At 68.5% G+C, this 12,463-nt stretch carries 13 protein-coding genes; 2 read left to right on the plus strand and 11 right to left on the minus strand.

The features are described 5' to 3' along the window. Positions 1-41: 41 nt before the first annotated feature. Complete coding sequence (locus tag ACF08M_RS17895) at positions 42-584, minus strand: hypothetical protein (protein ID WP_392186201.1); 543 nt, start codon at positions 582-584, stop codon at positions 42-44. A gap of 183 nt (positions 585-767) precedes the next feature. On the opposite strand from ACF08M_RS17895, the gene ACF08M_RS17900 reads away from it, so the two are divergent. Next, positions 768-1,931, plus strand: a complete 1,164-nt coding sequence (locus ACF08M_RS17900; RefSeq protein WP_392186202.1) for a sensor histidine kinase — start codon at positions 768-770, stop codon at positions 1,929-1,931. Continuing rightward, the gene (locus ACF08M_RS17905) at positions 1,928-2,590 is read left to right on the plus strand and encodes a response regulator (RefSeq protein ID WP_392186203.1); all 663 of its coding nucleotides are present in this window, start codon (positions 1,928-1,930) and stop codon (positions 2,588-2,590) included. Before ACF08M_RS17900 ends, ACF08M_RS17905 begins: the two co-directional genes overlap by 4 nt. A gap of 127 nt (positions 2,591-2,717) precedes the next feature. Here the strand turns inward: ACF08M_RS17905 and ACF08M_RS17910 are convergent, their stop codons facing one another. The 10 genes from ACF08M_RS17910 to atpB all read right to left on the minus strand — a co-directional run bounded on the left by ACF08M_RS17910 (position 2,718) and on the right by atpB (position 12,375). Next, on the minus strand, positions 2,718-4,346 hold the full coding sequence (locus ACF08M_RS17910; protein WP_392186335.1) for an IS200/IS605 family accessory protein TnpB-related protein: 1,629 nt from the start codon (positions 4,344-4,346) through the stop codon (positions 2,718-2,720). 348 nt (positions 4,347-4,694) lie between these two features. Beyond that, a complete protein-coding gene (locus ACF08M_RS17915) occupies positions 4,695-5,141 on the minus strand; it encodes a DUF2550 domain-containing protein (protein WP_362205003.1) in 447 nt (148 codons plus the stop codon). Between the two features lie 141 nt (positions 5,142-5,282). Beyond that, positions 5,283-5,657, minus strand: a complete 375-nt coding sequence (locus tag ACF08M_RS17920; RefSeq protein WP_114246680.1) for a F0F1 ATP synthase subunit epsilon — start codon at positions 5,655-5,657, stop codon at positions 5,283-5,285. 110 nt (positions 5,658-5,767) lie between these two features. After that, complete coding sequence (gene atpD / locus ACF08M_RS17925) at positions 5,768-7,210, minus strand: F0F1 ATP synthase subunit beta (protein WP_392186204.1); 1,443 nt, start codon at positions 7,208-7,210, stop codon at positions 5,768-5,770. Next, positions 7,210-8,124, minus strand: a complete 915-nt coding sequence (locus tag ACF08M_RS17930) for a F0F1 ATP synthase subunit gamma (protein WP_392186205.1) — start codon at positions 8,122-8,124, stop codon at positions 7,210-7,212. The genes atpD and ACF08M_RS17930 overlap by 1 nt, the downstream gene beginning before the upstream one ends. A 3-nt stretch (positions 8,125-8,127) precedes the next feature. After that, positions 8,128-9,699, minus strand: coding sequence for a F0F1 ATP synthase subunit alpha (gene atpA / locus ACF08M_RS17935; protein WP_392186206.1), 1,572 nt, complete (start codon positions 9,697-9,699; stop codon positions 8,128-8,130). A gap of 138 nt (positions 9,700-9,837) precedes the next feature. Further along, on the minus strand, positions 9,838-10,653 hold the full coding sequence (locus ACF08M_RS17940) for a F0F1 ATP synthase subunit delta (RefSeq protein WP_392186207.1): 816 nt from the start codon (positions 10,651-10,653) through the stop codon (positions 9,838-9,840). Next, positions 10,650-11,195, minus strand: a complete 546-nt coding sequence (locus ACF08M_RS17945) for a F0F1 ATP synthase subunit B (RefSeq protein ID WP_392186208.1) — start codon at positions 11,193-11,195, stop codon at positions 10,650-10,652. The genes ACF08M_RS17940 and ACF08M_RS17945 overlap by 4 nt, the downstream gene beginning before the upstream one ends. Positions 11,196-11,232: 37 nt before the next feature. Next, positions 11,233-11,466 carry a F0F1 ATP synthase subunit C gene (locus tag ACF08M_RS17950; RefSeq protein ID WP_072483720.1) on the minus strand — a complete coding sequence of 78 codons (234 nt, stop codon included), beginning with the start codon at positions 11,464-11,466 and terminating at the stop codon, positions 11,233-11,235. Between the two features lie 72 nt (positions 11,467-11,538). After that, the gene (gene atpB, locus ACF08M_RS17955; protein ID WP_392186336.1) at positions 11,539-12,375 is read right to left on the minus strand and encodes a F0F1 ATP synthase subunit A; all 837 of its coding nucleotides are present in this window, start codon (positions 12,373-12,375) and stop codon (positions 11,539-11,541) included. Positions 12,376-12,463 lie beyond the last annotated feature (88 nt).

Here is a 12,463-nt window from a genome sequence, read left to right on the forward strand (position 1 = left end):
CCGGGGCCGGGCGGGCTCGGTCATCAAGCCCGCCCGGTCTCTCAGCGCCCCGTCGGTTCCCGTTTCGGGAACACCGTGTAGCTCCCCGCGATGACCACGTTGAGCCCGATCACGAACAGCATCTTCCCCTGCCACGCCTGGAGCGACGTGACGTCCCCGTCCCCGCCCACGTACCAGATAGCCGCCTGCAGCAGCGCCATCGCCACCACCGCCGCGACCATCCAGCGCCCCGCGGTCCGCCATTCGTGCGCCGCGCGCTCCATCCCGTACTTCGGCGGCCTCACCGGTGGCGGTCCGCCCGCGAAACGGTGGGCGAACCGGGCATCGACCCAGCGGATCGTGGAGTGGCCGAGCCCCACCGTGAAGCCGATGTAGACCGCGGCGAGACCGTGCTTCCAGTCGGGCTGCGCCCCATTCTTCAGGTCGATGGCCGTCACCACCAGCAGCACGACCTCCAGCAGTGGCTCGCACAGCAGCACGGCCGCGCCCAGGCGCGGTTTCTTCGCCGGGTACCGCAGCAGCAGCCCCGCGGCCAGCAGCACCCAGAAGGCGGCTTCGCAGAGCACGATCAGCGTGACGATCACAGCACTTCTCCTTCTCCTCCCCTCCAGCCTTCCGCCCGGGGCGCCCGGAATCGTCGTCGCCGATGACGAACCGGGACTGCATCCTTCGATGTACTGCTCCTCACCCCCGGTAGGGAGGACCGGGGTGAGGCCACCGTGTTGGATGGGAGGGTGCCCCCCTCCGCCCGCCCGCACCGTCACGACGTGATCATCGCCGCCACCGGCCTGGCCGGCGGTCTGTTCCTGTGGATGCTCGGACTGCAGATGCAGGGCAACCGGGACTTCGTCGCGCCCTGGGTCTCCCTGCTGCCGCTCGCCGTCGTCTCGGGCCTCGCACTGGCACGCAGGACCGCCCCGCAGACGGCACTGATCGTCGGCACACTCGCGCTGGTCGCGGATCAGTTCACGGTCGGGAATCTGGCGACGGTGATGCTGTTCACCGACCTGATGTACGCGGCCGTGCTCTACGGGACGCCGTCCGCCGCCCGCCGGATCCCGGTGACCACGTTCCTGATCACGGTCGCGGTCACGATCGGGTTCCTGGCGTGGTTCCGCAATCCGCAGGCGCTGCTCGTCGGCGTGCTCACCGGGGTCGTCTCGTTCGGGCCCGCCATCACCGGGGCCAGTGTCCGCAACCACCGGGACGCCGCCGAGGCCGCCCGGCTGCGCGCCGACCAGACCGCGCTGCTGGCCGAGATGGACCGGGCCCAGGCGGTAGCCGCCGAGCGCGCCCGGATGGCCCGCGAGCTGCACGACATGGTGGCCAACCACCTCTCCGCCATCGCCATCCACTCCACCGCCGCGCTCTCCATCGACAAGCCGGAGACCTCGCGCGAGGCGCTGGGGGTGATCCGGGAGAACAGCGTCGACGGTCTCGCCGAGATGCGGCGGCTGATCGGGCTGCTCCGTACCGGCGGCGCAGACCAGGAGCCGAGCGCCTCCCCGACGCTCGCCTCGCTGGACGCACTGGTCGAGCAGGCCCGTACGAACGCCGCGTCCACCGGACTGACCTGCGCCTTCGAGGACACCCGCGACGAGCGGGACCCGCTGCCCGCGCCGGTCGAGCTGGCCGCGTACCGGATCGTCCAGGAGTCGCTGACGAACGCGCTCAAGCATGCCGCGCCCGGCCCGGTCCTGGTGCGGCTCGGGCGGGCCGGGCCGCTGCTCACCGTGGAGATCAGCAGCGCCTTCGGGGACCGTCCGGGGCCGCGCGCACCCGGATCGGGGGCAGGTCTGGTGGGGATGCGGGAGCGGGTGGCACTGCTGGGCGGAACGATCGAGGCCGGTCCGGTGGGCTCCGGGGGCGGAACGGAGTTCTGGCGGGTGCGGGCCGAACTGCCCGTGGACGAAGGGAGTGTGAGGGCATGACGATCCGGGTGGTGGTCGCCGAGGACCAGTCGGCCGTCCGTGCGGGGCTGGTGCTCATTCTGCGCAGTGCGCCGGACATCGAGGTCGTGGGCGAGGCCGGGGACGGCGAGGAGGCGGTGCGGCTGGCCCGCGAGCTGCGGCCGGATCTGGTGCTGATGGACGTGTCGATGCCGCGGCTCGACGGGGTGTCGGCGACCGCGCTGGTGGTGGCCGAGAATCTCGCGGATGTGCTGGTGCTGACGACGTTCGATCTGGACGAGTACGTCTTCGGGGCGTTGCGGGCCGGTGCGGCGGGCTTCCTGCTGAAGAACACCGATGCACGCGATCTGCTCGAAGCGGTACGCACGGTGGCGCGTGGCGAGGGGCTGATCGCCCCGGCCGTGACGCGCCGTCTGATCGCGGAGTTCGCCGGAACCGCCCCCGCCCGACGGGCGAAAGCAACGGACCCGGCGGTACTCGACGCCCTCACCCGACGGGAGCGGGAGGTGCTCGGCTGTCTCGGCGCGGGGCTGTCGAATGCCGAGATCGCGGCCCGGCTCTCCATGGCCGAGGCGACCGTGAAGACGCACGTCAGCAGGTTGCTGGGCAAGCTGGAGCTACGCAGCCGGGTCCAGGCGGCCGTCCTGGCACAGGAGTTGGGTGTCCGACGTCCCCAGTGAACTTTGGTCTGGACCTCTTGATGGTTGGTCCAGACCTTCCAAATCTCACCGAGCACACTGCGGTGAGTACGCCATGACAAGGCGTGCTCAGCGCGGCGCAGGGTTTGCAGTCCACGGACCACCGTTCCTAGCCAGTGTGCATGAGTGGGTCCTGGACCCACTCATGTGTGCTGGGCACATCCCGAACGGTGTTGGATGCGCTGGGTTGCCGCTTTCTCGTCCCGTTCGGCAGCACGCCTCCAGGGGCGTGGTCCGTGGCGGGTGGGCGGGTTCCCTCACGTCCTCGGGTGCCTGGTTCGGCCTGGGCGGTCCGATGCCCCGCACGATCTCTCCGGTCGTGTGGGGGCGGTGCCGTCCGACGCCGGACCGGGTGTCCGAGGGCGCGTCGTCCGATCGCGATGCCGGCGGCATCATGACGGGACATCTTTCGCTTGGGGGTGGCCAGTGGTTTCTGCCAGTGCTGGGCCCCCCACACGCTGGTGTAGGCGGGGTCGACCGCGACGATGCTCAGGCCCTGCTCCGCGGCCATGGAGACCAGCCGGGCCCTGACTTTGCCGGTCGGGATGCCGGAGATCAGCTGCCTGAACCATTTCCTGCGGCCGTGCTTCTCCCGGGTCTTCTCGGCGGTGAAGTCGAGATCTTCGATGCCGATCGCGGCAACACCGGCACTCTTGGCCCAGTTGATCAGGCGGGTCAGCGCATGGCGGATCTGGGCATCGCGGTGAGCGGTGGTGCCGGACAGGTCGTAGAAGAAGCGCCGGGGCTCGCCTGTGGGGTTGCCGTGCGGGTCGAGGCGGTAGGCGGCGAAGTGGTCGGCGTTGGTGTCGACGCCGATCATGCCCCGGGCGCGGGCGGTGGCCAGCGGGATCATCTGGACGGCGGGGCGTTGCCAGGACGCGGTGAGGTACCAGCGGCCACGGCCGGTGTCGAGGTGGATGCGGTAGGCGACGGCCCGGTTCGCGGTGACGCGGTCGGCCCACTCCACGCCCCGGTGCGCAAACCTTACGGTCGAGGCGAGGAGGTACCGGCCGTGCTTGGTGTTGGCGAGGTGGGAGAGCGGGGCGGGCAGCTTGATCGATACTTCGCCGTCCGGGGTGACGCGGATCGTCTCGTTCCCGAACCGCTTCCCGGACTCACCGTCCGCGGCAAGAAACCAGCGCTCCGCCTCCCAGCGCTCCCGCCACTGCTCCTCGGTCAGCCGGGCCTCGGTGAGGTGGTGGCGGGTGTTGAGGAGCCGTTTGCCACCCCGCACGACCCGGACCCGCCCGGCCTGCCGGTCACGGACCGCAGCACCATGCCGGGCTTCCAGCGCCGCGAGACGGCGGGACTTGTGGAACCACTCACCCCTGGACCGGTAACCACCCGGGGCCCGCTTCGTTCCCGGCGCGCCGACGGGGAGGGACAGGCGGCGCCGCAGCGCCCTGATCCCGGCCTCCAGCGTCTGGACGTGCGCCGCCTGGCAACGCCGGGCCAGCGCCCACTGGTCATGGGTGGCCTTGGTGATCGCACCCGCGATCCGCGACGACGACACCCCGGTCAGATCCCGCTTACGCGACGCCCAGGTCTCCTTGCCGTGCTCCAGGCCATCCGCACAACGGGCCTTCAGATCACGCGAAGCCAGACGGCCCTGGTGCTCACCGACCGCACGCAGAACCTCCTCGTCCCGGGGCGTGAGGTGCTTGAGACGGTCCCGGACCGCCACCCCGCAAAGCCCGGGAACCACGAACGGCGCCGCCAACTCCCGCACACCACCCACCACAACACCCCCACCCACAAGACCGGACACCCGCCCCCAGCCCAACGAGCACCAGCCCCCAAGGTCACCCATTCGACCCCAGAACCCCCGTTCCCACCCCACAAACCCACCGACAGGACTCACTCATGCTCACCACAACTCACTTCAACGCAGCAAACCGACAGCAGTCCACACCCCCCGCTCGGTACCGCGCACCACCCCGAAAAGCAGCCGGGGAGACAGGTCCGCCCCCTGTCTCCCCAGTTTTTCGCACGTCACCGCACGGGTACGTCACCGTACGGGTACTCGGGCCGCAGCGGCCCTCCGCGGCTCCGTCCGGAGAGGTGCCCCAGCCCGCCGAGCCCCCGCTCAGGCCACATTGACCCGCTGGCCGGGCGGAGCCGCCTCCAGCCAGGCGAGGAACCCGGTCAGCGCGTCCTCGCTCATGGCCAGCTCCAGGCGGGTCCCACGATGAAGGCAGCCGAGCACCACGGCATCGGACAGGAGCGCCAGCTCCTCCTCGCCCTCGGGCAGCCGACGGGCGACCACCTCGATCGCGGAACGCTCCAGAATCCGGCGCGGGCGGAGAGCGTACGAGAAGACCCGGAACCAGTCGATCCGGTCGCCGCTGTACCGGGCGACCCCGTAGACCCAGCCCTTGCCCGAGAGATCGGGCTCCTCCGGCACGTTCCATCGCAGGCTGCAGTCGAAGGTCCCGCCGGAGCGCTGAATCAGCCGCCGGCGCAGACCGAAGACGAAGAGTCCAACCGCGACCAGTGCGACGACCAGCCCGCCCACCCACAGCGCGAGGAACATCTCCACCGACCTCCTCGCGTCGTCGAGTAACGGATACCGCCAGAATCACAACCGCACCTGCATCGCCTCAGCCGCGGCACGGTCTGGAGTGGTCTCCAGCTCGGGCCGCGGCTGAGGGTAAAGCTACGTCGTCGCGATGCGTCAGCGCACCGCCACCGCACGCAGTCGCACTTCGGCGCGCCGCTCGGAAGCGGCGTCCGTGTCCGACTTCGCGCGCTCCAGCGCACGCTCGGCGCGCTGGACATCGATCTCGTCCGCCAGCTCCGCGATCTCCGCGAGCAGCGAGAGCTTGTCGTCCGCGAACGAGATGAAACCGCCGTGCACCGCGGCGACCACGGTCCCGCCGTCGCTCGTACGGATCGTCACCGGGCCCGATTCCAGCACACCCAGAAGCGGCTGGTGACCGGGCATGACGCCGATGTCGCCGGACGTGGTGCGCGCGACGACCAGGTTGGCCTCGCCGGACCAGACACTGCGGTCCGCGGCGACCAGCTCGACGTGCAGCTCAGCAGCCAAGGGTGGCTCCTCGGGTCACCACCCGGCCGTTCGAGCCGGGTGTTGGGTCAATTCTACGGGGCGTGGTGAGGGGGACGGGACACACCCGCCCCCCTCGGTGAGCCATGGGCTCAGGAGACGCCGAGCTCCTTGGCGTTGGCCTTGAGGTCCTCGATGCCACCGCACATGAAGAACGCCTGCTCCGGGAAGTGGTCGTACTCACCGTCGGCGATCGCGTTGAACGCGGCGATCGACTCGTCGAGCGGAACGTCCGAACCGTCCACGCCGGTGAACTGCTTGGCGACGTGGGTGTTCTGGGACAGGAAGCGCTCGATGCGACGGGCGCGGAAGACCGTGAGCTTGTCCTCCTCGCCGAGCTCGTCCATACCGAGAATGGCGATGATGTCCTGGAGGTCCTTGTACTTCTGCAGGATTCCCTTGACCCGCATGGCGGTGTCGTAGTGGTCCTGCGCGATGTAACGCGGGTCCAGGATCCGGGACGTGGAGTCCAGCGGGTCCACGGCCGGGTAGATGCCCTTCTCGGAGATCGGACGGGAGAGAACCGTCGTCGCGTCGAGGTGGGCGAAGGTGGTGGCCGGGGCCGGGTCGGTCAGGTCGTCCGCGGGGACGTAGATCGCCTGCATCGAGGTGATCGAGTGACCGCGGGTCGACGTGATGCGCTCCTGCAGCAGACCCATCTCGTCGGCCAGGTTCGGCTGGTAACCCACCGCGGACGGCATACGGCCGAGCAGGGTGGACACCTCGGAGCCGGCCTGGGTGTACCGGAAGATGTTGTCGATGAAGAAGAGCACGTCCTGCTTCTGCACATCGCGGAAGTACTCCGCCATGGTCAGACCGGCCAGCGCCACACGAAGACGCGTGCCCGGCGGCTCGTCCATCTGACCGAAGACAAGCGCCGTCTTGTCGATGACGCCCGAGTCGGCCATTTCCTCGATGAGGTCGTTGCCCTCACGAGTACGCTCACCGACGCCCGCGAACACCGACACACCGTCGTGGTTGTTGGCCACGCGGTAGATCATTTCCTGGATCAGAACGGTCTTGCCGACACCGGCACCACCGAACAGACCGATCTTTCCACCCTTGACGTACGGGGTGAGAAGGTCGATGACCTTGACGCCGGTCTCGAACATCTCGGTCTTGGACTCGAGCTGGTCGAAGTTGGGCGCCTTGCGGTGGATCGGCCAGCGCTCGGTGACCTCGGCCTCGGCCTCGGGCTTGTTCAGGATCTCACCAAGGGTGTTGAACACCTTGCCCTTGGTGATGTCACCGACGGGGACCGTGATGCCGGTACCCGTGTCGGTCACCGCGGCCTGGCGGACCAGACCGTCGGTGGGCTGCATCGAGATCGCGCGGATCACGCCGTCGCCGAGGTGCTGGGCGACCTCGAGGGTCAGCGTCTTGAGCTTGCCGTCCTCGGCCGGGTCGGCCACCTGGACGGTCAGCGCGTTGTAGATGTCCGGCATCGCGTCGACGGGGAACTCCACGTCGACGACCGGGCCGATGACCCGGGCGACGCGGCCCGTGGCAACGGCCGTCTCAACTGTCGTCGTCATTACTTGTCACTCCCCGCGGTCGCGTCGGCCAGCGCACTGGCACCACCGACGATCTCGCTGATTTCCTGGGTGATTTCGGCCTGGCGGGCCGCGTTGGCAAGCCGGGAGAGGCTCTTGATGAGCTCACCGGCGTTGTCGGTGGCCGACTTCATCGCGCGGCGGCGGGCAGCGTGCTCGGAAGCAGCGGCCTGCAGCAGCGCGTTGTAGATCCGGCTCTCGACGTACCGCGGAAGCAGGGCGTCGAGGACGTCCTCCGCCGACGGCTCGAAGTCGAAGAGCGGCAGGATCTCGCCCTTGCCGTCCTCGTCCTTCGCAGCGTCGAGGCTGAGCGGCAGCATCCGGTTGTCCACCGGGTTCTGCGTCATCATCGACACGAACTCCGTGAAGACGATGTGCAGCTCGTCCACGCCGCCCTCGGCGGTCTCCTGAGTGACCGCTTCAATCAGCGGGGCCGCGGCCCGCTTCGCATCCGCGTACGTCGGGCTGTCGGTGAAGCCCGTCCACGAATCCTCGATCTTGCGCTCGCGGAATCCGTAGTAGGCGACACCCTTGCGGCCGATCACATACGTGACGACCTCCTTGCCCTCACCGCGCAGACGCTCGGTCAGTCGCTCCGCGGCCTTGATGGCGTTGGAGGAGTAACCGCCGGCCAGACCGCGGTCGCTCGTGATGAGCAGGACCGCGGCCCGCGCCGGAGTGTCGGCCTCGGTGGTCAGCGGGTGCTTGGTGGTGGAGCCGGTCGCCACCGCGGTCACCGCACGGGTGAGCTCGGTCGCGTACGGCGTCGACGCCGCCACCTGGCGCTGCGCCTTGACGATGCGCGAAGCGGCGATCATCTCCATCGCCTTGGTGATCTTCTTCGTGGCGGTGACGGAGCGAATGCGGCGCTTGTAAACGCGAAGCTGAGCGCCCATCGATCAGCCCTCGCCCAGGAGCTTGCCGTCCGAGGTCTCGAACTGCTGCTTGAAGGCGGCGACCGCGTCGGCAATCGCCTGCAGCGTGTCGTCGGACATCTTGGCGCCCTCGGCGATGCTGGTCAGGAGGTCCTTGCGCTCACGGCGCAGGTACTCCAGCAGCTCGGTCTCGAAGCGACGGATGTCCTCGACCGGGACGTCGTCCATCTTGCCGTTGGTGCCGGCCCAGATGGAGACGACCTGCTCCTCCACCGGGAACGGCTGGTACTGCGGCTGCTTCAGCAGCTCGACCATGCGCTTACCGCGCTCCAGCGACGCCTTCGAAGCCGCGTCCAGGTCGGAACCGAAGGCGGCGAACGCCTCCAGCTCGCGGTACTGGGCGAGGTCGACACGGAGTCGGCCGGAGACCTGGCGCATCGCCCTGTGCTGGGCGGAGCCACCGACACGGGAGACCGAGATACCGACGTTCAGGGCCGGACGCTGGCCGGCGTTGAACAGGTCGGACTCCAGGAAGCACTGGCCGTCGGTGATGGAGATGACGTTGGTCGGGATGAACGCCGACACGTCGTTCGCCTTGGTCTCGACGATCGGGAGGCCCGTCATCGAACCGGCGCCCATCTCGTCGGAGAGCTTGGCGCAGCGCTCCAGCAGACGCGAGTGGAGGTAGAAGACGTCGCCCGGGTAGGCCTCGCGGCCCGGCGGACGGCGCAGCAGAAGCGACACGGCGCGGTAGGCGTCGGCCTGCTTCGAGAGGTCGTCGAAGATGATCAGGACGTGCTTGCCCTGGTACATCCAGTGCTGGCCGATGGCCGAACCGGTGTACGGCGCAAGGTACTTGAAGCCGGCCGGGTCGGACGCCGGGGCGGCGACGATGGTCGTGTACTCGAGCGCGCCGGCCTCTTCCAGGGCACCACGCACGGAGGCGATGGTGGAACCCTTCTGACCGATGGCGACGTAGATGCAGCGCACCTGCTTGTTCACGTCGCCCGAGCGCCAGTTGTCGCGCTGGTTGATGATCGTGTCGACGGCCAGAGCGGTCTTACCCGTCTGACGGTCGCCGATGATCAGCTGACGCTGGCCGCGGCCGATCGGCACCATGGCGTCGACGGCCTTGTAGCCGGTCTGCATCGGCTCGTGCACCGACTTACGGACCATGACGCCAGGGGCCTGCAGCTCGAGGGCGCGACGGCTGTCGGTCGCGATCTCGCCGAGACCGTCGATCGGGTTGCCGAGCGGGTCGACGACGCGGCCGAGGTAGCCCTCGCCGACGCCGACGGAGAGCACCTCACCGGTGCGCTGCACCGGCTGGCCCTCTTCGATGCCGCTGAACTCGCCAAGGACGATCGCACCGATCTCGCGCTCCTCGAGGTTGAGGGCGAGACCGAGGGTGCCGTCCTCGAACTTCAGCAGCTCGTTCGCCATGGCCGAGGGAAGACCCTCGACCTTCGCGATGCCGTCGCCGGCAACGCTGACCGTACCGACCTCCTCGCGCGAGGCCGCGTCCGGCTTGTACGACTGGACAAAGTTCTCCAGCGCGTCCCGGATCTCCTCCGGCCGGATCGTGAGCTCCGCCATCTGGGTTCCCTGCTCTCCTTGTTGGGCCCGAAGTTTCTTAAGGGGGTCTGGGGGCCGACCCCCAGGAATCTTCTGCAATTTCTGCACGGCCCAACCGGGCCGCTGGTCTTGCTCTGTTCTGTTGCTGCGCTGTGCTCGTCAGCCGGCCATGCGACGGGTCGCCTCGTCGAGGCGCTCCGCGACGGTGCCGTTGATGACCTCGTCGCCGACCCGCACCGCGATCCCGCCGAGGACCGTCGGGTCCACATCGAGATTCAGGTGCATCGGACGGCCGTAGATCTTCGCCAGTGCGGCGCCGAGACGCTGCTTCTGCCGATCGCTCAACGGCACTGCCGAGGTGACCACGGCGACCATCCGGTCCCGGCGCTCCGCGGCAAGCTTGGAGAGGGACTCGAGTCCCGCTTCAAGGCTACGTCCACGCGGCTGGGTCACGAGCCGCACGACGATGCGCTCGGTGGCCGGCCGTGCCTTGCCGCCGAGCAGGCTGCGGAGCAGCTCGCCCTTGGCGACGGGGGACCCGGACTTGCCGGTGAGCGCGGCGCGCAGTTCCTTGTCGGAGGCGACGATCCGGCCGAACCGGAAGAGCTCGTCCTCCACGTCGTCGAGGTCTCCGCTGCGCTGGGCGGCGGTGAGGTCCGCGATGTTCGCCAGTTCCTCGACCGAGTCGACCAAGTCACGCGACTGGGACCAGCGGGAGCGGACCATGCCGGAGATCAGGTCGACCGTTTCGCCGCCCACCTGACCGCGCAGCAGTCGTCCGGCCAGCTCGGCCTTGGCCTCGCCGGCCTGCGACGGGTCGGTCAGGACCCGTCGCAGCGAGACCTCGCGCTGGAGCAGCGCCGTGACGGCGGCCAGCTCCTCGGCGAGCTTCGCCGCGTCGACCGACGTGTTGTCGGTCAGCGCGTCGAGACGCTCACGTGCGGCAGCCAGTGCCTCGCGGCTCGCGCCGTTCATCGGACAGCCTCGGCCTTCGCCTCGAGCTCGTCGAGGAAACGGTCGACGGTGCCGCTCTGCCGGGCGTGGTCCTCCAGGGACTCGCCGACGAGCTTGCCGGCCAGGTCGGTGGCGAGCTTGCCCACGTCCTGGCGCAGCGCCGAGGCGGCGGCCTTGCGGTCGGCCTCGATCTGGGCGTGGCCGGCAGCGATGATTTCCTCGCGCTGCCGCTGGCCTTCCGCCCGCATCTCCTGCAGGATCACGGCGCCCTGCTCCTGAGCCTCCTGGCGCAGGCGCGCGGCTTCGTGGCGGGCCTCGGCGAGCTGAGCCTTGTACTGCTCAAGCACGCTCTGGGCCTCGGTCTGGGCCGCATCGGCCTTTTCGATACCGCCTTCGATGGCCTCGCGACGCTCTTCCAGAACCTTGTTGATGTTCGGGAGGAGCTTCTTGGCGAGGAAGCCGAAGACGATGACAAAGGCGATGAAGCCAATGACGAGCTCAGGGATCGGCGGGACGAGCGGGTTTTCCGGCTTCTCCGCCGCGAACTGAACCAGAGGGTTCACGTCAGTGCCTTCCGTCGAATGGTCTGTTCCCGACCAGTCAGGAGGTCGGGTAGACGAACGGCATGACCAGACCGATCAGGGCGAGCGCCTCACAGAAGGCGAAGCCGAGGATCTGGTTGGCGCGGATCAGGCCGGCAGCCTCGGGCTGACGGGCGAGAGCCTGCGTGCCGTTGCCGAAGATGATGCCGACGCCGACGCCGGGGCCGATGGCGGACAGGCCATAACCGACGGAGCTGAGGGAACCGGTGACGGCGGCAAGGGTCTGGGACATGCCAGTTCTTCCTTCTCTTTCACGGACCGGCGGGGGTTGGCCACCGGACGACTGGGGGTATAGGAGGCGCGATCAGTGGTGCTCGGCGACAGCGCCCTGGATGAAGGTGCACGCCAGGAGCACGAAGACGTACGCCTGAACGGCCTGGATGAAGAGCTCGAAGGCCGTCATCACGAGGACCATCACGAACGACACACCCGCGTAGGCGATACCGATGCCGTTCAGCAGGTACCAGCTGGCGATGGTGAAGAGCAGCAGCAGTGTGTGACCCGCGAACATGTTCGCGAAGAGTCGGACCGCGTGGGTGAAGGGGCGGACCAGGACGTTCGAGAAGAACTCGATGACCATGATCAGCGGCAGGACCGGGCCGAGCGACTTGTCGTAGCCGGTCAGGTTCTTGAAGCCGCCGACGAAGCCGTGCCTCTTGAAGGTGATGCTCATCCAGAGGATGTAGACGGTCAGGGCCAGAGCGGCCGGGTACGCGATGATCGACGTCACCGGGAACTGGGCGAGCGGGATGATCGACCAGAGGTTCATCATCCACACGAAGAAGAAGATCGAGACCATCAGCGGGACGTACTTCTCGCCCTCGCGCTTGCCCAGTGTCTCGTAGACGATTCCGCGGCGCACGAAGTCGTATCCGGCCTCGGCGACCATCTGGAGCTTGCCCGGAACGATCTTCGGCTTACGGAAGGCGGCCCAGAAGAAGCCGACGATGATGACCGTACCGAGGAGCGCCAGCAGCATCGTCTTGTTGAAGTAGATGTTGCTGTCCGCGTCACCGAAGATCGGCTCGAACAGGAAAGAGTGCAAGCCAGGACCCGGGAAACCACAACCGGAGAAGATGTGGCAATCGGTCTCGAAGGCGAGCACCTGCGTCGGGTCAGCACTCACCGCGGGCTCCTTCAGCGTGGCGCATAGGTACGGCAACCTCGTTGTGTCGGCGCGGCGTGGAGCCGCGGTTCGGCACTGGACTGGTGTTACGGATGTGTGAGCG

The sequence above is a fragment of the Streptomyces sp. NPDC015032 genome (assembly GCF_043080425.1).
Taxonomy (GTDB): Bacteria; Actinomycetota; Actinomycetes; order Streptomycetales; family Streptomycetaceae; genus Streptomyces.